Source organism: Devosia ureilytica, assembly GCF_024273195.1.
GTDB classification, from domain to species: Bacteria; Pseudomonadota; Alphaproteobacteria; order Rhizobiales; family Devosiaceae; genus Devosia; species Devosia ureilytica.
This window is the reverse complement of sequence record NZ_JAMZCU010000002.1, coordinates 393,040-417,826: the sequence shown is the minus strand read 5'-3', so window position 1 is coordinate 417,826 and position 24,787 is coordinate 393,040. Positions and strand designations below refer to the sequence as shown.

Annotated in this window: 22 protein-coding genes and 1 tRNA gene; 5 read left to right on the top strand and 18 right to left on the bottom strand. The window is 63.6% G+C overall.

The genetic code is table 11. The features are described 5' to 3' along the window. The first annotated feature begins 119 nt into the window (after positions 1-119). The gene (locus NIM87_RS06085) at positions 120-1,409 is read left to right on the top strand and encodes a bifunctional folylpolyglutamate synthase/dihydrofolate synthase (protein ID WP_254673744.1); all 1,290 of its coding nucleotides are present in this window, start codon (positions 120-122) and stop codon (positions 1,407-1,409) included. A gap of 135 nt (positions 1,410-1,544) precedes the next feature. Here NIM87_RS06085 and NIM87_RS06080 read toward each other — a convergent pair whose 3' ends face one another. The 7 genes from NIM87_RS06080 to accD all read right to left on the bottom strand — a co-directional run bounded on the left by NIM87_RS06080 (position 1,545) and on the right by accD (position 12,861). Continuing rightward, complete coding sequence (locus tag NIM87_RS06080; RefSeq protein WP_254673743.1) at positions 1,545-3,218, bottom strand: glycoside hydrolase family 3 protein; 1,674 nt, start codon at positions 3,216-3,218, stop codon at positions 1,545-1,547. Between the two features lie 127 nt (positions 3,219-3,345). Next, the gene (trxA, locus tag NIM87_RS06075) at positions 3,346-3,669 is read right to left on the bottom strand and encodes a thioredoxin (RefSeq protein ID WP_254673742.1); all 324 of its coding nucleotides are present in this window, start codon (positions 3,667-3,669) and stop codon (positions 3,346-3,348) included. A gap of 348 nt (positions 3,670-4,017) precedes the next feature. Further along, complete coding sequence (trxA, locus tag NIM87_RS06070) at positions 4,018-4,341, bottom strand: thioredoxin (RefSeq protein WP_254673741.1); 324 nt, start codon at positions 4,339-4,341, stop codon at positions 4,018-4,020. Between the two features lie 166 nt (positions 4,342-4,507). Next, the gene (gene addA / locus NIM87_RS06065) at positions 4,508-7,945 is read right to left on the bottom strand and encodes a double-strand break repair helicase AddA (protein WP_254673740.1); all 3,438 of its coding nucleotides are present in this window, start codon (positions 7,943-7,945) and stop codon (positions 4,508-4,510) included. Further along, a complete protein-coding gene (addB, locus tag NIM87_RS06060) occupies positions 7,942-10,962 on the bottom strand; it encodes a double-strand break repair protein AddB (protein WP_254673739.1) in 3,021 nt (1,006 codons plus the stop codon). Before addB ends, addA begins: the two co-directional genes overlap by 4 nt. After that, positions 10,959-11,651, bottom strand: coding sequence for a nucleotidyltransferase family protein (locus tag NIM87_RS06055; protein WP_254673738.1), 693 nt, complete (start codon positions 11,649-11,651; stop codon positions 10,959-10,961). The genes addB and NIM87_RS06055 overlap by 4 nt, the downstream gene beginning before the upstream one ends. 229 nt (positions 11,652-11,880) lie before the next feature. Beyond that, positions 11,881-12,861, bottom strand: coding sequence for an acetyl-CoA carboxylase, carboxyltransferase subunit beta (gene accD / locus NIM87_RS06050; protein WP_254673737.1), 981 nt, complete (start codon positions 12,859-12,861; stop codon positions 11,881-11,883). 376 nt (positions 12,862-13,237) lie between these two features. Between accD and NIM87_RS06045 the strand changes: the two genes are divergently transcribed. Continuing rightward, on the top strand, positions 13,238-13,678 hold the full coding sequence (locus NIM87_RS06045; RefSeq protein ID WP_254673736.1) for a hypothetical protein: 441 nt from the start codon (positions 13,238-13,240) through the stop codon (positions 13,676-13,678). 68 nt (positions 13,679-13,746) lie between these two features. Here the strand turns inward: NIM87_RS06045 and trpA are convergent, their stop codons facing one another. From trpA to NIM87_RS06000, 9 genes are all read right to left on the bottom strand, one after another. After that, positions 13,747-14,571 (bottom strand): tryptophan synthase subunit alpha, encoded by an 825-nt coding sequence (trpA, locus tag NIM87_RS06040; protein WP_254673735.1) that lies wholly within the window; start codon positions 14,569-14,571, stop codon positions 13,747-13,749. Then, positions 14,571-15,785 (bottom strand): tryptophan synthase subunit beta, encoded by a 1,215-nt coding sequence (trpB, locus tag NIM87_RS06035; protein WP_254673734.1) that lies wholly within the window; start codon positions 15,783-15,785, stop codon positions 14,571-14,573. The genes trpA and trpB overlap by 1 nt, the downstream gene beginning before the upstream one ends. Before the next feature lie 43 nt (positions 15,786-15,828). Then, positions 15,829-16,476 carry a phosphoribosylanthranilate isomerase gene (locus NIM87_RS06030; protein WP_254673733.1) on the bottom strand — a complete coding sequence of 216 codons (648 nt, stop codon included), beginning with the start codon at positions 16,474-16,476 and terminating at the stop codon, positions 15,829-15,831. A gap of 57 nt (positions 16,477-16,533) precedes the next feature. Then, positions 16,534-16,896 (bottom strand): lipopolysaccharide assembly protein LapA domain-containing protein, encoded by a 363-nt coding sequence (locus tag NIM87_RS06025; RefSeq protein ID WP_254673732.1) that lies wholly within the window; start codon positions 16,894-16,896, stop codon positions 16,534-16,536. Positions 16,897-17,051: 155 nt separating this feature from the next. After that, positions 17,052-17,333 carry an integration host factor subunit beta gene (locus NIM87_RS06020; RefSeq protein WP_137150239.1) on the bottom strand — a complete coding sequence of 94 codons (282 nt, stop codon included), beginning with the start codon at positions 17,331-17,333 and terminating at the stop codon, positions 17,052-17,054. A 42-nt stretch (positions 17,334-17,375) separates the two neighbouring features. Next, positions 17,376-18,305: a signal peptide peptidase SppA gene (sppA, locus tag NIM87_RS06015; protein ID WP_254673731.1), complete on the bottom strand. Its 930-nt coding sequence runs from the start codon at positions 18,303-18,305 to the stop codon at positions 17,376-17,378. Positions 18,306-18,371: 66 nt separating this feature from the next. After that, positions 18,372-18,887, bottom strand: coding sequence for a GNAT family N-acetyltransferase (locus tag NIM87_RS06010; protein WP_254673730.1), 516 nt, complete (start codon positions 18,885-18,887; stop codon positions 18,372-18,374). Between the two features lie 73 nt (positions 18,888-18,960). Next, positions 18,961-20,667, bottom strand: coding sequence for a 30S ribosomal protein S1 (gene rpsA, locus NIM87_RS06005; protein ID WP_254673729.1), 1,707 nt, complete (start codon positions 20,665-20,667; stop codon positions 18,961-18,963). A gap of 177 nt (positions 20,668-20,844) precedes the next feature. Next, on the bottom strand, positions 20,845-21,498 hold the full coding sequence (locus tag NIM87_RS06000; RefSeq protein ID WP_254673728.1) for a (d)CMP kinase: 654 nt from the start codon (positions 21,496-21,498) through the stop codon (positions 20,845-20,847). A 244-nt stretch (positions 21,499-21,742) separates the two neighbouring features. Between NIM87_RS06000 and NIM87_RS05995 the strand changes: the two genes are divergently transcribed. Beyond that, complete coding sequence (locus tag NIM87_RS05995) at positions 21,743-22,141, top strand: TIGR02300 family protein (protein WP_254673727.1); 399 nt, start codon at positions 21,743-21,745, stop codon at positions 22,139-22,141. A gap of 140 nt (positions 22,142-22,281) precedes the next feature. Continuing rightward, positions 22,282-22,357 (top strand) — tRNA-Ala (locus NIM87_RS05990). 654 nt (positions 22,358-23,011) lie between these two features. Here the strand turns inward: NIM87_RS05990 and NIM87_RS05985 are convergent. Both NIM87_RS05985 and NIM87_RS05980 read right to left on the bottom strand, forming a co-directional pair. After that, the gene (locus NIM87_RS05985; RefSeq protein WP_254673726.1) at positions 23,012-23,419 is read right to left on the bottom strand and encodes a hypothetical protein; all 408 of its coding nucleotides are present in this window, start codon (positions 23,417-23,419) and stop codon (positions 23,012-23,014) included. After that, positions 23,416-23,610 (bottom strand): helix-turn-helix transcriptional regulator, encoded by a 195-nt coding sequence (locus NIM87_RS05980; protein WP_254673725.1) that lies wholly within the window; start codon positions 23,608-23,610, stop codon positions 23,416-23,418. The genes NIM87_RS05985 and NIM87_RS05980 overlap by 4 nt, the downstream gene beginning before the upstream one ends. Before the next feature lie 127 nt (positions 23,611-23,737). On the opposite strand from NIM87_RS05980, the gene NIM87_RS05975 reads away from it, so the two are divergent. Next, positions 23,738-24,787 (top strand): hypothetical protein, encoded by a 1,050-nt coding sequence (locus NIM87_RS05975; protein ID WP_254673724.1) that lies wholly within the window; start codon positions 23,738-23,740, stop codon positions 24,785-24,787.

Here is a 24,787-nt window from a genome sequence, read left to right as displayed (position 1 = left end):
GGGGAGGGACCGAGGGTGGGGGTGTCGGGGCATCCTCTACCTTGGAGTGCGGGGAGCAGACCACACCCCCACCCCAACCCCTCCCCTCAAGGGGGGAGGGGCTTTAGGATCGAGTTGCTATGTCCCGCACCGACGCCATTCTGGCCCGCCTTAGCCGCCTGCATCCAAAGCTGATCGATCTCAGCCTTGATCGCATGCTGCCGCTTCTGGAAAAACTCGGCAATCCGCAGGACCACCTGCCCCCCGTCATCCATGTCGCTGGCACCAATGCCAAGGGCTCGACCATTGCCTATCTGCGCGCCTTTCTCGAAGCCTCCGGCAAGCGGGTGCATGTCTATAATTCGCCCCATCTGGTGCGCTTTAACGAGCGCATCCGCCTCGCCGGGAAACTCGTCGGTACGCGAAAACTCAATGCGGCACTTGAAGAGGTGGAAGCCCTCAATGGTGGCGACCCGATCACCTTTTTCGAGGTGACCACGGTCACGGCCTTCATGCTGTTTTCGCAGACGCCGGCGGATTTCCTGCTGCTCGAAACCGGCATGGGCGGCACCTACGACACCACCAATGTGGTGACACACCCGCTGGGCACCATCATCACTCCGATCGACTATGATCATCAGGGGTTTTTGGGCAATTCGCTTGCCGAGATCGCCGCCAACAAGGCCGGCATCCTCAAGCGGGGCGCAAAGGCCGTCATGGGCATCCAGCATGACGAGGCCCGTGGCGTGCTCGACCGTGCCGCGCGGCGCCTTGGCATTACGCCGACCTGGCAGAATGAGGACTTCCATGGCGCCGAGCAGGACGGGCGCCTGGTGTTCGAGGACCAGAACGGCCTACTTGACCTGCCGCCGCCCGCGCTCAATGGCCCGCACCAGTTCGACAATGCGGCGCTGGCCATAGCGGCGGCCCGCCATTTCGACCTGCCGATCAACGATAATGGCTTTGCCGAGGGTCTGCGCAATGTGACCTGGCCGGCGCGGATGCAGCCGATCCGCGCGGGTAAGCTGCGGGACCTGCTGCCGGCCGGCCACGAACTCTGGCTTGATGGCGGGCACAATGCCCATGGCGCGGCAGCGCTGGCCCGCAGCATTGCCGCCATGCCGCCAAAGCCGCTGGTCCTCATCATGGGGATGATGAACACCCGCGCGCCCGAGGATTTTCTGGCCCCGTTCCGCGACCTTCATCCCACCCAAATCCTGACGCTGACCATTCCGGGCGAGCCCAATGCCCATCCCGCCGAAGAGATCGCCGCGCGCGCCCGGGCGCAAGGTTTTCCGGCCAGGGCCTCGCGCTCGATTGCCACGGCGCTGAAAACCGCCGCCAGGATCGACACCGCAAGGGTGCTGATCTGCGGGTCGCTCTACCTGGCGGGCGATGTGCTGGCCAAGAACGGGACTGTGCCGGACTAACGTCCCAGTGGGATACCCCCTCCCACCTCCCCCTGAAAGGGGGAGGGGCCGGACTGCGTTTGGGGTAGAATCGGGCCACATCGCGGATCTGTCCCTCCCCCTATCAGGGGGAGGCCAGGTGGGGGTATCCTGCCCTCAGTACTTCGCCTGCTCGCTCCCACAAAACGCATCCACCGGGCTTTTGCCCTCGAACGGCGCTCGCCCCATGAGGCAGTCCACCACCGCCACCTGCATGTCCTCGTTACTGCCATAGGCATTGACATAAGTGGGCGCGCGCGGCGCGTCGTGGAGATAATAGGGAAAACCCAGCGATACCATGAGCGTGGGCACATCGTGCCAATAGCGCTTCATGGCCCCAAAGACACTGCCGGTCAGCGCCTTCCAGTTGAGGAAGATGCGCTGCCGCGTCAGCAGCGTTTCCTCTGCCAAAAGATAGAGCACGAGGTCAAAGTCCTTGGGATTGACCGGCATGTCGGGGCTATATTCGGTGATCTCGAAACCCTCCTGCCGCAGCAGGTCGGGCAGCGAGAGCGGCAGGGGCACCGGGGCAAAGGGCTGAATGGCGCCGGTCGAAAAGATCAGCACCTTCTTGTGCCGCGTCGGCGAGAGCGGCAGCAGCTTGGCCACGTCCTTGACCAGCGTCGGCACCTTGGCCGACACGGATTTTGCCGTGGTCTTGCTCTGGGCACGGGCCATGATCACTTCGGCCACATTAAGCGCCGGTTCGGGGCGATCAGCCTTGTGCAGGCCCAGCGCGGCCTTGAGCGCCAGAACCCGGGTCACCGCCTCGTCGACCCGCTCCTGGGTCAGGCGGCCATCGGCCACGGCTTTGACCAGATACATCAGGTCTGCCGTCGGATCGTCGGAGAAAAGGATCACGTCGCAGCCGGCGATGACACATTGCGGCACCGTTTCGGCGCGCGGGCCCCAATCGCCGAACCCGGCCATGGGCGTGGCATCAGAGACGATCAGCCCGTTAAAACCCAGCTTGTCACGCAGCAGCGTCTGGTTGAGCACCGCGCTTTGGGTGGCCGGACGATAGGCCTCGGCCCCAGCCTCGGGGTCGAGTTCGCGTACGAAGGCGGGGAAGGCGATATGGGCCGACATGACACTCATCACGCCCGCCTTGATGGCGGCGCGATAGAGCCGGCCAAATGTCTTTTCCCATTCGCTGAGGGAAAGCGGATTGACCGTGGTCACCAGATGCTGGTCGCGGTCGTCAAAACCTTCGCCCGGCCAGTGTTTGACCGTGGCGGCAACACCCTTGGCCTGGAACGCCTTGATCTGGGCCAGTGCGTGACGCTCGATGCGGTCCACATCGCTGCCATAGGATCGGGTGCCAACAATGGCGCTTTGGAAGGCCTTGTTGATGTCGATCACTGGAGTGAAGCTCCAGTTGAGCCCCACCGCATGGGCTTCCTCGGCCATGATAGTGGAGATGGCAGTCGTAGCATCCACATCGTCCACCGCCGCCAACCCCAGCGGGTTGGGCACTTCGGTGCCGAAAGGCAGGCTCATGCGGCTGCCTTCAAGGTCGGCGCTCACCAGCATGGGCACCGGACCGACGCTGTCGATCTGGCGCATCAGGCCGATTTCCTCGGCCAGGTTGGGCGAGAAAATGCGGGTAATGCCGCCCGGCTTGAAGGCCCGCAGCGCTTCGAGCGCATCTTCGGGTCCGCCACGCGAGAGCAGCACGAAGAGCTGGGCCAGCTTGTCGCGCGCCGAGAGCGTGTCGCGGGTCTGGTGGACCCAGGCCGCCGCTTCCTCGTCGAGGTTGAAGGGGGCAGCGGAAAGATCGATGGCGGCCAAGGGCGGGCTCCTCGTCTTGTTATCGTTTTTATAGCCTCTGGCTTAGCAGAGGCGGCACCCGGCCACCAGAATGAAACACCGCCGGCGGGGGCGCGGCGGTGCGGGATGTGTCAGGCGATTGCGGCAATCAGGCGGCATGCTGTTCCAGCCATTTGATCAATTGCACCCGGCTCTGGCCGGCGCCGACCTTGAGGTCCACCGGCTCGCCGTTCTTGAAAATGATCAGCGTCGGCATGGAGCGCACATTATACTGCACAGTGATCCCGGGATTGCTGTCGACGTCGAGCTTGACGATCTTGACGCTCTGCGCCAGCTCCTCGGACAGGGCCTCGATCGTGGGCTCCATGGCCTTGCAGGGCGGGCACCATTCGGCCCAGAAATCGACCAGCACCGGCCTGTCCGCGCCCAACACTTCCTGGGCAAAATTAGCATCCGTCACATTGAGCGCCATGCGCAACCTCCATCGGCAATGACCGATGAAGCTAGGCCGAGTCGTGGGCGCGGGGAAGGGATGGATTTCTGTCGCCCGGAGGTTTGAGAGTTTGCTTTGGCGGGGCCGGCAGAGTGTCCAACCATTCGCGGTGCGCGGCTCCACCCCACTCTCATTCCCTCCCCATCAGGGGGAGGGAGGCGATGAACACAAGCGCCTCGGTCCTGCGTCTCCCTCCCCCTTGTGCGGAGGGACCAAGGGTGGGGGTACCGGATCAACGGCAGTGCGGGATTTAGAATGGGGCGCAGCGCCAAACAAAAACACCGCCGGATCGCTCCAGCGGTGTCTTCAAAGTCTTGTTGCCTTGGCTCAGGCGGCGTGGCCTTCGAGCCATTTGGTCAGGCCCGCCTTGGGGGTGCCGGCGCCGATTTTCATGTCGGCAGCTTCGCCGCCCTTGAACAGGATCATCGTCGGGATCGAGCGCACGCCATACTGGGCGGCAATGCCGGGGTTCTCGTCGACATTGAGCTTGACGATCTTCACCTTGCCTTCGAGCTCGGTGGAGAGTTCATCCAGAACCGGTGCGATCGCCCGGCAGGGCCCGCACCATTCAGCCCAGAAATCCACCAGCACGGGTTCGTTGGAGCTCAGAACTTCCTGGCCGAAGGTGGCTTCAGAAACGGCTTTGGTCATGGTTTTTCATGCCTTTTTGTCTGCTGCGCCCTGTGCGGGGCCTTGGCTTCCGCACCGCGACGCGCTTTCGTGTGTCAGATCCGCCCCCGGCAAAACGCCGGGGTTCAGAAGCGGCGGTCTCTTTGCTCCCAAAGCTGGTGAGAGTCCAGCCTTGCAACAAGTCCGATCACCGCAGGGTGAAGTCAGACCGGGCCGTTTCCAGAAGCCCGTCCGGCAAATTCATTAATGATTCCAGTGCTGTCCACAGAATTGCCGCGCGTATGGGCCGTCCGGGGAAAAGCTGACCTGCAACCAGTGCATACAATCCTAACTGGGTGAGATAGTTCCTGGGCACATCCGCTGCCGATTGGGGCACCGTCGCGTCGGACTTGTAGTCCACCACCAACACCCCTGAGTCGTCAACGACCACGCGGTCGATGCGCCCGCTCAACCATACAAGTTTCCCCCGCTGATTGGCTTGCAACCGAAAGGGCAGCTCGGCGCGGCTGTTGGGACCAAACAGATGCACCAACCCGGGGTCCGAGAGAATGGCGATGGCCTTGTCGATCAGTGGCGCGTGGCCCGATTTGGACTCGGGCAGCAAAGCCTCCAGCGCGCGCGGCGCCACCTGCGCCCACTGGTTTGGGTCAATCCGCGTCAGGTGCTGCAACAGAGCGTGGAGAGCCAGTCCTTCGCGCCGGGCAGTTTCCCCGTCGCGGGCTGCCTCGGCCTTGGTTTCGAGCGCCCGGCGCCGTTCCGTCTGCTCGGCGGCATAGGATGGCTGGACCACGCCAATGATCTCCGGCGCGGCGACGGCGCCCAGCGCAAGGTCGGCATGATCGGCCGGCACCGGCGGCGGGCTGGTGCGGAAGTCGGCCTGCATGGGTGCCGGAAAAACCCGCGCGACAATCTCGCCCGCCGCATCGCTCACGGGCAGCGCCGCCTCGCCCAGTCCCGATTCTATGGCATCATACCAGCTCCCGGCGAGCTGGGTTTCCGGCTTGGAGGCCGACCCCAGCGGGCCGATGACATAAAGTTCGTCCTCGGCCCTGGTCATGGCCACATAGAGCCGGCGCCAGTATTCCTCGTTGAGCGTGTCGTCCACGCCCTGTCGTTCAAGGGCGGTCTGCGGCACGTGCTGGCCCTTGGACGACGCGTGAAACAGCAGCGGTCCCGGCGCTTTGTCGAGCACATAGACGGGTTTGCCGGTCTGCTGGGCGCTGGGTTTGCCAGTGGCGTCGGCCAGGATGACGATGGGCGCTTCCAGCCCCTTGGCGCCATGAACGGTCATCACCCGCACCCCGCCGCCGGCCTCGGCCAGTTCGCGCTTGATGGTCACGGTGCGGCGACGCATCTCGGCGGCAAAGCCCTGCAGCGAGGGCTGGCTGCCCTGCTCATGGCTCAGCGCCAGGTCGAGCAGTTCGGAGAGCACATCGTCCACTTCCGTGCCCAGCCGGGCGTGGAAGCGTTTCAGGCCGCCCTCGGCATAAAGCACGCCGGCCAGAAACTCGAAGGGCCGCTCCATGTCGAGCGCGGCGCGCCAGCGCCCGAGGCGTTCGGCGGCGGCCATGGGGGCCGGTGCATCGGAGCCAGAAAGGGCCGACCACAGCGTTTGCCCGGGCAGACGCGGATGCGCCAGGGCGAACAGATCATCCTCGGAAAGGTCAAAGAGCGGCGAGCGCAGCAGCGCCGCCAATTGCAGGTCATCAGCCGGATTGAGCAGCACATCGATCAGTGCCAACAAGTCGAGCACCGCGATGTGGCCGGTGACAGCCAAGCGATCCGCCCCCGGTGTCGGCAGCTTTTCGCCGCGCAGCGCCCGGATGATTTCCTGGAACAGCGGCCCGCGCTTTTGCAGCAGGATCAGCACATCATCGGCGACAATCGGCCGGTTGCGCTCGCCGAGGAGCCGTCCCGCGTCGATCCAGCCCCGGATTTCCTTGGCAATGCGCAGGGCAATCCGGCGATTGGCGCTTTGTTCGGCCTCCACCGGCTCGGTCGGCCAGCCGCTGTCGTCCCGGGCGCTCTTTTCGTCCTGTATGGGCGGCCAGAGGGTTACCGAACCGCCCGGCTGCACGCGGGCGGGCTGGTGCACGATCTTGTCGCCCGAGAGCAGCGCCTTCTGGATATCAGCGCGGTCGCAGACCCTGTCGACGGCATCGAGAATGCCCTTGAGCGTGCGGAAACTGGTGTGCAGCTTGACATGGCGGAACGGCTTTTCGACCCCGCCTGCGCGCCGCGCCATGTCCAGCCCGGTCTCGCCGAACAGCGCCGGCTGCGCCCCCTGGAAGGAATAGATCGACTGTTTCTGGTCGCCCACGGCAAAGATCGAGCGCGGCCGCGCCACCGCCCCGGCGCCGGTGAAAAACTCTTCGGCCAGGGCCTTCACCACCCGCCATTGCTGCTCATTGGTGTCCTGGCTTTCGTCCACCAGGATGTGGTCGATGCCGGCGTCGAGCTTGTATTGCACCCAGGGGCCGAGCGCCGCATTGGCAAACAGATCACCCAGCTTTTCGATCAGGTCGTCAAAATCGAGCAGCGCATGGCGCCGCTTTTCGGCCTCGTAGCGGGCGGCAATGGCCGCCACGACATCGAGTACCGCCTCGCTGCGCGCCACCAGCAGCGCCTCAGCCAGCGCAGCCTCGAGCCCGATCAGCCGTTCCTGCTCGGCCTGCAACAGCTCGTGCAGCTCGGGAAAAGTCTCGATTTCCTTTTTGAGCATCAGCCGGGCGCGGGGGTCGCCTTTGCCGGTAAAGAAGGCGGCCCGCAGCCCTTCCACATCGGGTCGGTCGGGATCGAGCCGGGCCAGCAGGTCGGCGCAGCGCGTATTGCCCTGGGGATCGCCATTAAGACGCGTCACCACGAGGCGGAGCGTGTCAGGCGTCAACAGTGTATCCGACAGGATCTGCCGGCTGATCTCCTCTGGGCTGGCGCCCTCAAATCCCACCAGCGCCCGTAGCCGCGCCTTGGCCCCCGCAATATCGGCCAGCACGGGCTTGAGCCTTGCGCCCGCGCCGAGCGCGGCACCGATGGCCTCGGTGATGGCGTGGTCGCTCAAAAGCCCGAACAGTGTTTCCACCGCCTCGGCATTGGCGCCGCCGCGCAGGCCCTCGGCCAGGACGCTTTCGCGTGCCATGAGCAGCATATTGTCCTGCTGGTCCTCCTCGATCACCGCGAAGTCGAAGGGCACGCCGGCCTCGATGGGAAAGCGATGCAGCACCGCCTCGCAAAAGGCGTGGATAGTGAGGATGCGCAGCCCGCCCGGCGTTTCGAGCGCCCGCGCAAACAGCGTCCGCGCATCTTCGAGCCGTTTTGCCGTCGGCTCCCGCCCGGTCAGCTTTTGCAGGTCGTCGCGCAAGTCCGCCTCGTCCGCCACCGCCCATTGCGCCAGCCTGCCGCCGACGCGTTTGCGCATCTCGGCGGCGGCGGCCTTGGTATAGGTGAGGCAGAGAATGGATTGCGGCTTGACCCCCGCCAACAGCAGCCGCAGCACCCGGTGGGTGAGGACGAAGGTCTTGCCCGAACCGGCATTGGCCTCCACCCAGATCGAGAGGTCAGGATCGCTGGCCAGTGCCTGATTGGTGCTGGTGTCCGATGGAATAAGCAGGCGGCCACGATCAATCATGCCTCGTCCTCCCCATCCACGGCCGTCCATTCGGCCATGCGGGCGAGGTGGTCGTAGGCGCCGGCAAAGCGCTGCGTCTTGAGGGGCAGCAGCCGCGCCGGCATGGGCGTATCGCGCATGAGGAAATAGTCGATCTGGTTTTGCATGCGGATGGAAACCGCCTCGGCCACGTCCATCACGCTCAGGCCCTCGGGCAGGGCAAAGCTGCTCGGCACGAAGGCGTCAGGGCCAAGGCCGATCTTGATATAGGTCAGGGCGCCGGTTCTGGCGGGGGCCATGCCCTTGAAGCCGCCATTGTCCGCCATCAGCGCTTCCACCGGCAATTGCGGGGCCTCGAAACCGGTCATCGCCCCCTTGCTGGGGGGTGATCCAGTCTTGAAATCGAGGATTTCCAGGGTTCCGTCGTTGAGCAGGTCCACCCGGTCCGCCGTGCCGGTAATGGCAAAGGGTTCAGCCAGCCTGAGTTCCCAGCGCCCGTCCACTTCGGCATTGCGCTTGAACACGCGGGCGTCCCGGCCCCGCTCAAAGTCGAGAAATTGCTCGGCCGCTGTCGCGAAGCGCTTGAGCCAGATGTCCCGCCGCTCGCCAATGGTCTCGAGCCCCGAAAACTCTTCGGCGGCAATCTCCATCAGGCGAGCAAAGGCGTCCGGTGCCGCGGGGTCGCACGCGTCGACAAAACGCGCAAAAATGGCGTGGACGATGGTGCCGCGCTCACGCGCATCGGGGTCCTCGCCCAGCGCGTCGAGTGGCTTTAGACGCAGCACATGCTTGGCATAAAGATCATAGGGCGAGCGCATCAGCGTCTCGACCTCGGTGACCGAGAGTTTGCGTGGGCGCACGGCAGCCGGCGGGTTGGGCATGGGCCGGATCGCCGGCATTACCGCCGGCACCGCATCGAGTTGCCGCGCGGCCCTGACCCAGCCTTGCCCACGCAGGCGCATGGCCTCCGCCGCGGCCGCGCCGGCAAAGGCATCGAGCCGTTGCACCAGCCGCGAGGGGAGCGCCGGACTGGCCCCGACCCGGTCGGCATAGGCCAGAATGATCGTCTTGTTGCCCATGGCCTGCGCAAAGTCGTGGGCGGCAAGGCCCTGCATGCGCTCGGGCGGCTCCAGCCCGGCACCCAGCCGCATGCCCCGGCTCAGCCACGGGCCGGGGTCGGCTGCGGCCGGCCATTTGTCCTCGTTGAGCGCCCCCAGGATCAGCACGTCGGGGCTCATCAACCGCGCTTCGAGCTGGCCCCAGATGGCAATATCCAGGCGCCGGTCCTCGGGCACGGACGTGCGCACCTCGACCCCGGCCATCAGTGCCGACAGCACGCCATCGAGGCCGCGCGGCGCAAACAGATGACCCTGGCCCACCACCGCCTGCATATCCCCCACCCAGGTCGCCAGTTCCTCGCGGCCCGGCAGCGGCGCCTCGGGGCTGATCGCGGCAATCGCCTGCCCCAGCGCCAGCGCCAGGCCCGCGGCCGAGAGTTCGCGCAATTGCGTGGCGGATTGCAGCGGCGCAATCGCCGCCTCCAGCCGGTCGAACAGGTCCGCAATGGCAACGCCGCGCTCTGCCGAGAGCTTTCGTGCTGGATATTTCAGCTCGCCCGCCAGATGCGCCGCCAGCATGGCCCGCAGCCCGGCCACACCCGGCCCCGGCCGTTGCCCGCGCAAGAGGCCAAGATCCACATCATCGGCCAGTGCCGCCAGCGCCCCCCGCTCAAATCCCAGTGTCACGGCCCGATTGCGCAGCAGCGCCAGAAGATCGACCGGCGCGCAGCTGCCGGTGACGAGGTTCAGCACCTGCCGCGCCAGCCGCCCGGCGGCGGCGTGGAACAAGGGCGTGCCGGCAGCATCATCGACGACAATGTCGAAGCGCCGCAATTCGGCGGCCACGCGCCGCGCAAGATTGCCATCCGGCGTAATGATACCGACAGTCTGTTTGTTTTCGAGGGCGTTCCGTCCGGCGAGGGCTATGGCACGGGCTTCCTCATCTTCATTGCGCGCGCGAACGATCGACACGCCCGCCAAAGCCGCGTCCAGCATCGGCTCGTCAAAGCGTTGGCTCGACCACAGGGCCGTCTCCGCCGTCGGTGCCAGCGCCAGGTTGACCAATTGCGTGCGCGGATGCTGGACCTGGCACAATTCCACCACCTGCCCGACGCCCGCCCCGAACCGGCGCAAAAGCTGCGCCAGGCCATATTGCGGATGGCCATGGGGATTGGTCAGCGGGTCGAGGAGCGCCGCATGGGTTTCCGGCGTCATCGCCATGTCGAGACCGGGCAGCACCACGGCGCCGCGCGGAAGCCCTGCAATTGTGGCCAGCAGCCGCGCCGTGGCCGGAATCGAGCCGGTCGAGCCGGCGGCGATCACCGGCCTGTCGCCAAACAGGAAAGCCGCCGCCTCGGCCTGGCGGTCCAGGCGCGTGCGTCGCAGGGCCGCCGGATCAGCAAGGCCACGATCGGTCAGCCATTGCGGCCAGGCGCTGAGGGCAATATCGAGGAATTTCAGCGTCTGCTGCCAATAGTCACCCAACTCCTGCGCCATTTCATTGCCCAGCGCGCGAATGTCGGCGGGGCTGCGCTCTTCGATCAGCAGGTCGTCGATGAGTGTGCCGAGCGATTCCGCCATGGAAAAGATTTCGGCGGCGGTGGGCGGGGTCGAGAACGCCTCGCGCCCCTGCACCGTGCCGGCCCATGCCGCAACCAGTTCGGACAGCGTCAACCGTCGTTGCAGGCGTCCCGCGGGTTTGGCCGGCGCTGGCATATCAAAGGGCGGCAGGAAGGGCTCTTCGTCCTCAACCTCGCCGCCAAAGGTGCGCAGGTCCGGCAGGAGGCCCCTGAAGTCGGGGTGCGCGGCAAAGGCGTCGGCCAGCGCGTCCTTGGCGCGGTGCGTCGGCAGGATAATGGTGACGTCGCTGAGCCAGAACGGCCCCGTCCGGTCCCAATCGTCCAGCAGGCGCCCATCCATCACCGCCTCGACCAGGCAGGGCAGGAAAGGGGTTTGCGGGGCAATGGAAAAAATTCTCATGCGCCCAGGGCCTGCTCGGTTGCCGCCAGCGCCGCTGGATCACCGACATGGAACCAGGGCGCGTCGAGCACCACGCCCTTCAAACTCTCGCGCTCCAGCGCCGCCTCGAACAGAATATTGAGCGAGAACGGGCCATCGGGCGTCTCGTCAAACAGCGACCGGTCCAGCAGCGCCACCCCCGCATAGATCACCGGCGCGCCATAGTCCAAGGTGATCCGGCCCATGGGATCAAGGCAGAAATCATGGCTGCGATCAAAGCCCGTGGCCCGGGATGGCTGCACGCAGAGCAGCACGATGTCATCGGACTGATCGTAGCGCGCGCGCATCCGCCCCAGTGGCGCATCGCTCCCGGCGGGCCAGAAGGCGTCGGTATTCATGACGAAAAACGGATCGGAATGGATCATGGGCAGCGCCGCCCGGACGCCGCCACCGGTGCCCAGGAGGGCCTCTTCGCGATTGACCTTGAGCAGGCCGCCGAAATGGGCCAGCAGCTGGTCGGCGCGGTAATGGGCATTGGCGAGAAAGCGCGTGGCGCCCTCGGCCCGCGCATTGGCCATGATGCGCTCGATCAACGGTGTGCCGGCGACCGGCACCAGGGGCTTGGGCAGGGTTTGGGTCAGCGGCCGGAGCCGCGTGCCCAGCCCGGCGGCCAGCAGCATTACATCGGGGAATCGGGCATCAACGCTCATGCCCGGATAGAACAGTTGCAGGCCGGACCTGTCCAGCCCGCAACGCCTCAAGACCGATCACCCCCGCTCGAAACTCAGGTCCATCACCTCACCCCCTTGCGGGGAGGGATTGAGACTGGGGGTGTCCAGGCCCGATCAAGCTCTGCCCTAGGAACCAGGCGCAGCGCGCACCCAACCCGGAAAGAGTATGGGAGAGCATCCACCTCAGCGTGAAACGGCCTCGCCGCCGCTATTCGGCGTGCGCGGCGGCGGCTGGCGGATCCATGTCGTCATCGCCCTCGGCGGCAACAGCCGCATCGCGCATGCTCGACTGGGCGGTGATGGCCTTGGTGCTGCCGGCGGTGATGGCCTCGTTGGGTGGGGCATTGGTGAGGATGGCGGCGAGCGAACCGATGGTCGAGCGCAGGTTGTGGCGATGCACCACCATATCGACCATGCCGTGGCTAAAGAGATATTCCGAGCGCTGGAAGCCCTTGGGCAGCTTTTCGCGAATGGTCTGCTCGATGACGCGCTGGCCGGCAAAGCCGATGAGAGCGCCCGGTTCGGCCAGGTGCACATCGCCGATCATGGCATAGGAGGCGGTGACGCCGCCGGTGGTGGGGTTGGTCAGCACCACGAAGAACGGCAGGCCGGCTTCGCGCAGGCGCAGCACCGCAACCGTGGTGCGCGGCATCTGCATCAGGCTCAGGACGCCTTCCTGCATGCGGGCGCCGCCCGAAGACACGAAGAGCACGAAGGGGGTCTTCAAGCGCACAGCGGTTTCAAGGCCGGTGATGATCCCCTGCCCTGCGGCCATGCCGAGTGAGCCACCCATGAAATCGAAATCCTGGATGCCGACCGTGACGGCGCGCTCATAGAGCTTGCCGGTGGCCACGATGACGCTGTCGTCATAGCCGGTCTTGGCGCGGCTTTCGCGCAAGCGGTCGGTGTAGCGCTTCTGGTCGCGGAATTTAAGCGGATCGACGGGCACCGATGCCACGGGCACGAGGTCATACTTGCCATCGTCGAGGAAGGTCGCCAGCCGGTCGGCCGGCTTGATCTTCATGTGATAGCCCGAATTGGGCACAACCCACTGATTGGCCTCGAGATCGCGATAAAACACCATCTCCCCGGACTCGGGGTCCTTGACCCAAAGGTTTTCCGGCGTTTCCCGCTTGTTGGAGAGGAACGAGCGGATTTTGGGGCGGACGAAATTGTCGATCCAGTTCATGGCGCGGCCTTTCGCGGTGATCCAGTTGAGATCACGTAGTCATCAATTGTGGCATTTCTTATCAGGTGGGGGCGACAAGGCAAAGCTGTCAGCGCGCCCCACGCCACGCTGTGCATAATTTTCTATCAGGTTTTTGTCACGCAATCGTGCGGTCAAAGGAAATATCAAGACACCAGGCCCTGCCATTCAACCGCGATATTATCCAGATACTGCAAATATAATTTCTGGTCATGACACATTGTATCGCGCAACAACATCACCGATATATTTGAAAGCAAATAAATAATTCGCATTCCCTGCGCCGACGTGACACCATTTCACCACAGTTCATCGCGCGATCATCGCAGCCTTGGAAAAAATATTGGAGACGCGCCGCATGTCGATTTCGGAGAAGTTCAGCAATTTTCAGGCAAGCAAGGCGGTCCTCTTCTGGTCCTGTGCCGGATGCGTCGTCGCCACCGTGGTGGTCGGCTTTACCTGGGGCGGCTGGGTCACCGGCGGATCCGCGCAGGAGCGCGCCGAGGCCGCTTCCACGCAGGCCGTGGCGCAACTGGCCGCCGAAGTGTGTTTCAGCCGCTATCTCGCGGCGCCCGATGCCCGCGTCAACCTGATCGCGCTGACCGAGCAAAGCAGCTATCGCCGTGGCGGCGTGCTTGAAGAAGGCGGCTGGGTCACCTTTGCGGATCGGGAAAAGCCCATTGGCGGCGCTGCCAGGATTTGCGCGGACAGGCTGGCGGAAGTCGATCCGGCCACGCTGCCCCAGCCGGCACCGGTCGCGGCAGTCGAGGCTGCCGCAGAGACCACGACAGCCCAATAGACTTGGCGCCTGGACGCCGGAATGCCGTCCCGAAGGGCGGCGCCCGGCGTCAGCGTGTCTTTCCGCCCTCAGCCTCGGGCGCGCCTGACCCCGGCGGCCAGATCGGCGACGATGTCGCGCACGGCAGCCACGGTTTTGTCGGTTGCCTTGCCATCGGCCAGTGATCTGGCCACCGCATCGACCAGCACCGTGCCGACGACGACGCCATCGGAGTGCTTGCCGATCTCCTGGGCATCCTCGGCGGTCTTGATGCCAAAGCCCACGGCCACCGGCAGGTCGGTATGGCTCTTGATGCGCTGCACCGCTTCGCCCACGGCCGCACGCGACTTGATCGCGGCCCCGGTAATGCCGGTCATGGAGACGTAATAGACAAAGCCCGACGTGTTCTTGAGCACCGTGGGCAGGCGCCGATCGTCAGTGGTCGGGGTGGTGAGGCGAATGAAATTGAGCCCGGCCGCAAGCGCGGGAATGCACAATTCATCATCTTCCTCGGCCGGCAGATCGACCACGATCAGCCCGTCGACACCAGCTTGTTTCGCCGCCGCGATGAAGCGCTCGACGCCGAAACTATAGATGGGATTGTAATAGCCCATCATCACGATGGGCGTCGTGTCGTCCTTGCGGCGAAACTCCTCGACCATGCCCAGCACGCCGAGCAGTGTCTGCCCTGCCGCCAGGGCGCGCTGCGCGCCCTGCTGGATCACCAGGCCATCGGCCATGGGATCGGAAAAGGGCAGGCCCAGCTCGATCACATCGGCACCGGCCTGCGGCAGCGCGTTGAGAATGGCCTGGCTGGTGGCGAGGTCCGGGTCGCCACTCATGACATAGGTCACGAGCGCCGGGCGGTTTTCCGCCTTGCACTGGGCAAAGCGCGCATCGATACGAGTGGTCATTACTTCAACAGTCCCAGATATTTGCCGACGCTTTCGACGTCCTTGTCGCCGCGGCCCGAGAGGCACAGCACCACCGATTGGTCCTTGTCCATGGTGGGGGCGAGCTTGATCACCTGCGCCAGCCCATGCGCGCTTTCGAGCGCCGGGATGATGCCTTCCATCCGGGTCAGCAGCTGGAACGCCTCCAGCGCCTCATTGTCGGTGATCGGCACATAGGTGACGCGCTTGGTGTCGTGCAAATAGGAATGTTCCGGGCCGACGCCGGGATAATCGAGGCCCGCAGAGATCGAATGGCCTTCAAGAATCTGCCCGTCGGCGTCCTGCAGCAGATAGGTGCGGTTGCCATGCAACACGCCGGGGCGCCCGCCGGTCATCGAGGCGGCATGGCCGTTTTCGACCTCGATGCCATGGCCACCGGCCTCGGCGCCGTAAATGGCGACATCGGGATCATCGAGAAAGGCGTGGAAGGTGCCGATGGCATTGGAGCCGCCGCCGACGCAGGCGACCACGGCGTCGGGCAGCCTGCCCTCGGCCTCGCGGAACTGTTCCTTCAGTTCCGTGCCGATGACGGACTGAAAATCGCGCACCATTTCCGGGTAGGGATGCGGCCCTGCCGCCGTGCCGATCAGGTAATAGGTGCTCTCGACATTGGTGACCCAGTCGCGCAGCGCCTCGTTCATGGCGTCCTTGAGCGTGCCGGCGCCGGCGGTGACGGGGCGCACTTCGGCGCCGAGCATTTTCATGCGCAGCACATTGGGCATCTGCCGCTCGACATCGGTGGCGCCCATGAAAATGGTGCAGGGCAGATCGAACTTGGCGCAGACCGTGGCCGTCGCCACGCCATGCTGGCCGGCGCCGGTCTCGGCGATCACGCGGGTCTTGCCCATGCGCTTGGCGAGCAGGATCTGGCCCAGGCAATTGTTGATCTTGTGGCTGCCGGTGTGGTTGAGCTCCTCGCGCTTGAGCCACACCTTGGCGCCGCCCAGATGCTGGGTCAGGCGCTCGGCGAAATAGAGCGGGCTGGGGCGGCCGGTATAGTGGACCGCCAGGTCCTTGAGCTGGGCCGCATAGGCCGGGTCCGCCTTGGCGGCGCGATATTCATGCTCGAGGTCCAGGATCAGCGGCATCAGCGTTTCGGCGACAAAACGCCCGCCGTAGATACCGAAGCGGCCATGCTCGTCCGGGCCGTTGCGCAGGGAATTGGTGCCGTCCATTTTGTCCTCTCGGCGCCGCCGAGGAAAACCCGGCACGCGTATCCTATACGGCTGCCCGGGCGTTGCGGATGAACGCCTCGATCAGCTTTTTATCCTTGACGCCCGGCGCACGTTCCACACCCGAGGACACATCCACCCCCAAAGGCTTCACCCGGGCAATGGCGTCAGCCACATTGTCCGGCGTCAGGCCCCCGGAAAGCATGAAGGGCACGGACGGGTCAAGCGCTTCGAGCAGGCTCCAGTCAAAGGCTTCGCCCAGTCCGCCCGGCCGGTCAGCGCCCTTGGGGGGCTTGGCGTCGAGCAGGACCCGGTCTGCCACAGCAGCAAAACCGGCGACATGGGCCACGTCTTCGGCCGAGCCGATGGGCAGGGCCTTCATGATCTCGACACCGGCTTCGCCGCGGATGGCCTCCACCCGGTGCGGGGATTCAGGGCCATGCAGCTGGATCCAATCGGGGCCGAAGGCAGCCACTTCGGCAACGCTCGAATTGTCCGGGTTGACCAGCACCACGCAGGTCTGGATGCGGCCGCGCGCCGCCGAAATCAGCCCGCTCAGTTCATCCACGCTCACATGGCGCGGTGAGCGGGGGAAATGCATGAAGCCCACCATGTCGGCGCCGGCCGCGATGGCCACCTCGAGCATGTCATAAGTCTTGATGCCGCAAATTTTGACGATCAATGGATCGGCCATAGTCTCTAAGGGCTCAATGGATCGGAAGACTGGGAAAGAGCCGCACTGCGCCGTCCATTATCGCAGTTCCAGCAGATCATCGACGTCGCTCTGCGGCGCAGTGCCGCCCTGGCCAGTGCGGCGCCGCAGGGCTTCCAGTTCCTGGCCCAATTGCTGGGCCTCGCGCCGCCAGTGCCGCTCGCGGCGACGGTGGGGTGCCTGGGCGAACCAACTGGCAATGCCGCCCAGGAGGACGCCAACCAGCAGCACCACATAGAGCACCACGAACATGGGAATGCCGTAGCCGACCGCATCGCTGTCGAGCGTGGCCATGAAGGGATTGATATTGACGCTGACCAGCTGGCGATTGGCCAGCGCAAAGGCAATCAGCAACGCACAGAGCGGTACCAGGACAAGCCAGCCGACAATTTTGTTGACCATGCAGTCTTCCCGTGGAGCTCGAAAGCTCCGGTCCTATTCTGGCCGCTGGTCGCCCACCAGGGGCATTGCCAGCAAAAAATTGCGGTTCTGCGGCTCGGAAGTGCCGCAAAACAAACATGTGCAGCAGTTCAGCGGCTCGACGAACCGCTGATTGCCTAGGAGCGGTTGAGCCGCTCGCGGATTTCCTTGCCGGCCTTGAACTGGGGCACGTATTTCTCGCCCACATCGACCTGTTCGCCGGTGCGCGGATTACGCCCCACCCGAGCAGGCCGGTTCTTCACCGAAAAGGCGCCAAAGCCACGCAGTTCCACGCGGTCGCCCCGCGCCATCGCATCCCCGACTTCATCGAGGATCGCGTTGACGATATTCTCGATATCGCGCTGGAACAGATGCGGGTTTTCCGCGGCGAGCTTTTCGACAAGTTCAGACTTGATCATCAAAGGCTCCGGTATCCACCCCATGTCCCCATGTCAGGGGGTCTATTCAACCTGCCAAAGCGAGACCAAACCGTCAAGCATCACAACACCTTCGCCTGACAGTCCGATCAGCCGTCGCGCCGAGCTGCCCAGAAGGTCGCCGAGCCAGCCAAACTCGCCCGATTGCGGTGGCCAGACCGCAACCACAGCGATCTCGGGGTCGATGTCATGCTCTGCGGCCAGCCATTCCAGGGCTTCAAATTCGCCGCCAATGGCGTCGATCAGGCCGGTTTCGACCCCCACCCTGCCGGTCAAGATCCGTCCATCCGCCAGCGCCAGCGTCGCTGGCCGCGTCAGCCCGCGGCGTTCTGCCACGATATCGACGAACCAGGCAAAGCTGTCTTCGACCAATTGCGTGATCGAGGCGCGCGGCGCACCGGTCAGCGGTTCGTCAAAATCCGGCTCGGCTTTCAGAGGCCCCGAGGCCACCTTGTCGAGATCAACCCCGATGGTCTCGAGGAGCTTGCCGGCGTTGACATGCTGGTAAAGCACGCCGATGGAGCCCACGATGGAAAGCCGCCGGGCAAAGATGCGATCGGTGGCAATGGCGGTCATATAGGCCGCCGAGGCCCCCAGCTCGTCGATGGTCGATACCACCGGCTTGCTCGCCGCAAGGCGCCGCAGGTCCTCGTAGAGCTCTTCACCCCCGGCCGTGGTGCCGCCGGGCGAATTGATGGCGACAATCACCGCCTTGACGGCATCGTCCTCCGCCAGGTCAGCGATCAGCCTTGATCGCGCCGGATCGGTGGTGACGGTGCCGGAAATGGAGAGACGGGCCACATGCTCGCCCCGGTTCATATTGGGCAGCGCAAAGCGCCCCACCAGCGCCAAGATGGCGATCACCACCGCCAGCAACGCCAGGATGCGCCAAAGCCCACGCGAGCGGCGATAGCGGTCGGCAGCCAGAAATTCATGCGGAGTCGGGTCGGTCACGATGCTTGGCTCCCAATTTGGACTATCGGGTAGCGCCTCGGGCCGGGGGAGGCAAGCGCGAGCACCTCAAGCGGTGTTCAACTCCTTGATCATATAGCAGGCAGCCGCCTCATAGGCGGCCAGCTTTTCGGCCAGTTCGGGCCGCTCCTCGCGCACAAAACCCTGTTTTTCCCAGAAGGCCACCGAGCCATTGACCGCCACCAGGCTCATGGTTGGAAATCCCATGACCCGGGCGTGCTTGGTCAGGGCTGCCATGATCTGTCCGGCCGCGCCGACCCCGCGGGTCAGCGGCAACAGGGCCAGGTCGTGAATATAATAGGTGTCGGCATCGGCGGGAATTTCGCCCAGCAGCGCATTGAGCGCAGGCAGGCAGCCCCGCGTCCAGGGATGGCTCAGCACATAGCCGGCCGGCCGTTCGCCGATTTCGAGCAGATAGCAGCCATTGCGGTAGAGCGCGAATTTTTCGGCCAGCACCGTCTCGGCCTCGAAAAAGCCAGGGTGCACCTGGTTGGCGATGGCAAAGACAGCCTCGAAATCATAGCCGCTCATGGCCCGCCAGGCGACGTCGCGAAACTGGATCATGTCAGCGAACTCATCATAAAAAACGACCCGCACCATTTGGCGCGGGTCGAAAAATTGCAGGTCAGCGTGACACTTACTTGGTGTCGCGGTCCTTGAGGGCTGCGCCCAGGATGTCGCCGAGCGAAGCGCCCGAATCCGAAGAACCGAAGTTGGCCACGGCTTCACGCTCTTCGGCGATTTCGAGCGCCTTGATCGAGAGCTGGATGCGGCCGGTCTTGCGGTCGTACTGGGTGACGCGTGCGTCGACCTTTTCGCCCTTGGAGAAACGCTCCGGGCGCTGGTCGTTGCGGTCGCGGCTGAGGTCGGCGCGACGGATGAAAGCGGTCACATCGCTATCGGCGATGCGCACTTCAATACCGCCATCGTTGACTTCAACGACTTCGGTGGTGACCACGGCGTTCTTGCGCAGGCCGGTGCCATCAGAAGCGCCGCTATCGGCAAGGCCTTCAGCAGCAAGCTGCTTGATGCCGAGCGAGATGCGTTCCTTTTCGACATCGACGTCGAGCACCTTGGCCGAAACCATGTCGCCACGGTTGTAGTCGTCGAGGGCGATTTCGCCCGACTTCTGCCAATCGAGGTCGGAGAGGTGAACCATGCCGTCCACATCGCCTTCGAGGCCGATGAACAGACCGAATTCGGTCTTGTTCTTGACTTCGCCTTCGATGGTGGAGCCAACCGGGTTCTTCTCGGCAAAGGCTTCCCACGGGTTCTGCAGGGTCTGCTTGAGGCCCAGCGAGATGCGGCGCTTGTCGGGATCGACCTCGAGCACGACGACTTCGACTTCCTGGGAGGTCGAGACGATCTTGCCCGGATGGACGTTCTTCTTGGTCCAGCTCATTTCCGAGACGTGGATCAGGCCTTCGATGCCCGGCTCGAGCTCAACAAAAGCACCGTAATCGGTGATGTTGGTGACGCGGCCGGTGAACTTGGCTTCCATCGGGTACTTGGCTTCGATGCCTTCCCACGGATCAGCCTGAAGCTGCTTCATGCCCAGCGAGATACGGTGGCTCTCGTGGTTGATGCGCACGATCTGGACCTTGATGGTCTCGCCGATCGTGAGGACTTCAGACGGGTGGTTGACACGACGCCATGCGATGTCGGTGACGTGCAGCAGGCCGTCGATACCGCCCAGGTCAACGAACGCACCGTAGTCGGTGATGTTCTTGACCACGCCGTCGACAACCTGGCCCTCTTCGAGCTGCTGGACGATTTCCGAACGCTGTTCGGCGCGCGATTCTTCCAGGATTGCACGACGCGAGACGACGATATTGCCGCGGCGCTTGTCCATCTTGAGGATCTGGAAGGGCTGCGGCACGTTCATGAGCGGCGCGATATCGCGGATCGGACGAATGTCCACCTGCGAGCGCGGCAGGAAGGCCACGGCGCCTTCGAGGTCGACGGTGAAACCACCCTTGACCTGGTTGAAGATGGTGCCTTCAACGCGCTCATTGGCGTTGTACTTCTCTTCGAGCTTGACCCAGCTCTCTTCGCGGCGGGCCTTCTCGCGGCTGAGAACAGCCTCGCCCATGGCGTTCTCGACGCGGTCAACATAGACCTCGACTTCCGAACCCACGGTGATGGTGCCGTCACGGCCGGCCTGGCCGAATTCCTTCATCGGAACGCGGCCTTCGGTCTTCAGACCCACGTCGATGATCGCGAGGTCCTTTTCGATGGCCACGACACGACCCTTGACCACGTTGCCTTCGGCGGCATCGTTGTCGACAAAGGAGTCGAGGAGCATCGATTCAAAATCGTCTTTCGTCACAGTTTGCTGTGCCAAATCAGTTCTCCGGTGCGCCGGTGGTTAAGGGTTGCATCCTGGCCGAAGTCGGGTCCGCCCTGGCACAAATGCCAAAGCCGGCGCACGGAGCACCGCTTCTGGGGACAGGAGGATTGGTCGTTATATGATCCGGGCCAGCGTTGAACCGATTGGTCGAGCCCTGGCCCAAGGAGGAAATTAGGAGGACTGATGTCCCCCTGCCTTGAGCGCCATGGTCCGATCGACAATCGCGATGGCAGCGCGGAGTGCGGCTTCTATACCGAGTTGTGTCGTATCGAGCAAGTGTGCGTCGTCCGCCTGGAAGAACCCGCCATTGGGATTGAGCATGTCGCGGGCGTCGCGTTCCTCGATCTGATGGTACAGCGCATAGCGGTCCACGGCCACGCCGCGCAATTCGAGCTGCCGGGCCCGGCGCTCCATGCGGGCCTTGCTGTCGGCTTGGATGAACAGTTTCACATCGGCGTCGGGACAGATTTTGGTGCCGATATCGCGCCCGTCGAGCACGGCGCCGCCCGGCTGGGTGGCAAAGCCGCGCTGAAATTGGAACAGCGCTGCCCGCACATCGGCGATCACCGCCACCTTGCTCGCCAGCACGCCGGTTTCGGCGGTGGTGAGGGCGGCATGATCCTTGAGATGGGCGGCGTCGAGCGCCCTTGCCGCCGCAATTGCCGCTGCCTCGAACGCGGGACCTTCGTGTTCATCCGCCACGGCCAGGCCCACCGCCCGGTAGAGCAGGCCGGTGTCGAGGTGGGGCAGCCCATAGTGCTGCGCCAGGCCCGAAGCCAGCGTCCCCTTGCCCGAAGCGGCTGGTCCATCGACGGCGATGATCATGGCTTTGTCCTTTATTGGCCGGGGCGCCCCCAAGCCGATAGCGGCGCTGGCGCAGCGGGGCAAGGGGCGTGCCCAAATTGGCCGGGACAGCCGGCCAATAGCGCGGGAAAGGCGCATGGGAGCCAGAACCACGCATTTAGGGTTTGACAGGGCCGGGCTTTGCTCATAACCGGACTGACCGAAATGGGCGCGCGCGGCAAGATGCGCCCTCCCCAGAATTCTCCTTTTCGACGAGGCACGAGAGATGGCCAACGACCGCGGTACCAAGCGGACCGACCCCGATACCGGCAAGAAGTTCTACGACCTCAACCAGGACCCGATCGTCTCGCCCTATACCGGCAAGAGCTTTCCGCGTTCGTTCTTCGAGACCCTGCCGGGCAAGCCCAGCCCGGCCACCGCTCGCAAGGCGGACAAGGAAGAAGAGCTGGAAGACGAAGACGAGGTCGAGGATATCGCAGCGCCCGAGATCGTTAGCCTCGAAGAAGCCGACGCTGAGGAAAGCGGCGACGAGATCCCCGATGACGTCGAGGATGTCGAGGTTGACGAAGATCTTGGCGACGACGAGGAAGACACCTTCCTCGAAGAAGACGAAGATGAAGACGACAGCCTCGGCTTTGACGTCAACGACGACGAAGATCGTTGATCTAATTCATGTTTTTCCGCCGGACGGGGTTTTCGTCCGGCGGTATAAAAAAGTGTCATTTAGGCACTTGCATGCGGCGGGATGATCCAATAGGTTCCGCCTCGCTTCGGTAGGGCACTGCCCGGAAGCGCCCATGGAATGGGGCCTTAGCTCAGCTGGGAGAGCGCTTGCATGGCATGCAAGAGGTCAGCGGTTCGATCCCGCTAGGCTCCACCAAATACACCTTCTAGTACGTTGATTTACCTGGGTAATAATACCAGAAATCGGGCCATCCCCACTCCCATCCCCACTATCGAATCGACTTGGTGGCGTTTTGCTGCGTAGCTGCAAGCGTTTTGTGGTGTTAGCTTTGCCATGGGGAGGGCAGTTGACATGATCAGTTGGGCAAGAGGGTTCTTTCGAATATGGGTGCTGATCTCCTTGGTGTGGATCGCTTTGGGCGCCGCTGTAGGAATTGGCAGCATTGTTAATCCGTATGTAGAGACGCGGGTCTTGGCCGTCCCAGCTGACACCAATGTGGTCACGTTGTTCCCTGCTTGGGGAGACGAGCACGGGGACTTGCGAACTCTAGCCTCGCAGAATGTTATGGTGGAGTATCCCATAGGTGATCGCGGATATCTGCTCTACCAGAGAGCGGATGCACCAACGGCCACGGTGCAGTCACGAATCCAAGAGGCTCAATCTATCGTGGCGGAGTACGTTCAAGTCGAAACGTCGAAGGCACGGGCACGCCAGGTGCCAATTGTCGCAATGGCCATACTGATTCCCCCATTTGCATTGCTCATTGCCGGTTGGGCGATCAGTTGGGCAATTGCTGGCTTTAGGAGGTCAGCCGTCTAGGCAGCAGAATTCGGCAGCAAGTCAACAACGCTATTCCTCGACCTCCTCGGCATATCGCAGAGCCATAAGTTCTTTCCCACGGCGCTGTTCTTTCCTCAGGAACGTCAGATGGTACTTGCGCGCGTCCGGCTGGCCAATCCGATCCCTGATCGTTCCAACAACCGATTCCACAGCGTAGCGATCACCTCCATTGGTCTGTGCCGTCAGAATCGACGTGGCATAAGCCAGGATGCGCTGGGCAGGGATCTGCATATCTTTCACGGCGACACCACGCGCACGCTGTAGATCAATCTGATACATCAGCCCTTCGACAATGGCGCGGTTCAAAACGTGAGTGGTCGGCGTGCCCGATGCCTTCATGCCGTTTCGCCGAACCTGCTGCCGATCAGCGTCTTTCCGTTTGCGCACCACGCGCTTTGACGGCTGATATTGCGTCATTCCTCGGCTCCGAGCTCGTGGAGAACGGGGAGGCTTTCGAGCCAGGCGTCTAGATCTTTGGCGAGGACGAAGCTGCGGGTGCCGATCTTTCGGACCTTGATCTTTCCGGACTTGGCCAGGGCGTAGAAGGTCGTGCGACTGATGCCGACCGTCTTGAGAACTTCAGAAACAGAGTATGCCACCGGCTTCATGGGGCTATGCTCCGCCGGCTGAACGGCCGGTGCGCGCGCCCGTGTTCTTCGAGCGCACACCCTATCATTCACATACCTTCGCATACGACACGAACTTTTTGCCTCACATGAAGGAGATCTCGGCGGCATGACCTCGATTTCACGCAAGGAGCTGTACCATCTTGTCTGGTGGGCGCCACTTGAACAGGTGGCGGAGAAACTGGGGATCACCATCTACACATTGACCAAGACCTGTAAGGACCTCGACGTTCCAAGACCCGGATTTGGCTATTGGCAACACGTCAAGCAGGGGCATCTGGTCACCCCCACCCCGTTGCCGGACCCTGAGCGTGAAGAATGCCGGGTATTCTGGCATGCCGATGAGCACGGCACAGACCCTCGCTTGCAAAAACTGCCAAGCAAAATTCACGAAGAGATACGGCGTGGCAGGCCAGCCTTTCGGAACCAAAGCAACTCCCAGATTGACGCCGTCAGAAAAGGCTCAGAAGTCGGAGCCCGCAGAAAAAGGCTCATGAGCTTGATATTTCACGCGTGTGAGCGCCTAGGAGGCTCCGTGAAAGGCACCGAAGACGCCGCCGACATTACATTTGGCGACCAGACAGTGTCATGTCGGATCAGGGAAAAACTAAAGCAGGTGCGCCTTCCGCCCAGCAAATGGGACACTCGGTTCCAAACTGACGTGGCTAAGCGAGGCTACAGTGTGGGCTTGGAAGTAACCGGGGAACTCATCGTGGAGCTGGGAAGCCACCACTGGATGGGACCCGGAGGCTGGACAGACAAGAGGGACTGCCCTCTTGAAGACCAAATCCCAGCTATTGCGCAACGGCTGCAAAAGGAGACTGCCGAGCTTCAGCGGCGGACCAATGAAAGGTACGAGAATGAGCGACTGGCGGAAGAGCGCCGAAAAATCGCGCAACTGAAGCGCGAGGAAGCGGAGAGGCAACAGGCGCGGGTCGAACTGCTTTTGTCATTTGCCGCGAACCGCCGACGCGCTGAAGACCTGAGGCAGTTCTTGACCTCCTTAAGGGAGCGTGGCCTCACCGATGATGCTGCGGCATACGGTGGTCGTTCTGCCCAAGAGTGGCTTAGCTGGGCCGAGGAAGTAGCAGAAAACCTCGACCCCCTGCGCCGTGGCGACGAGGAAATTTGGCAAGCCCTGGCATCCGCTCAACCGTAG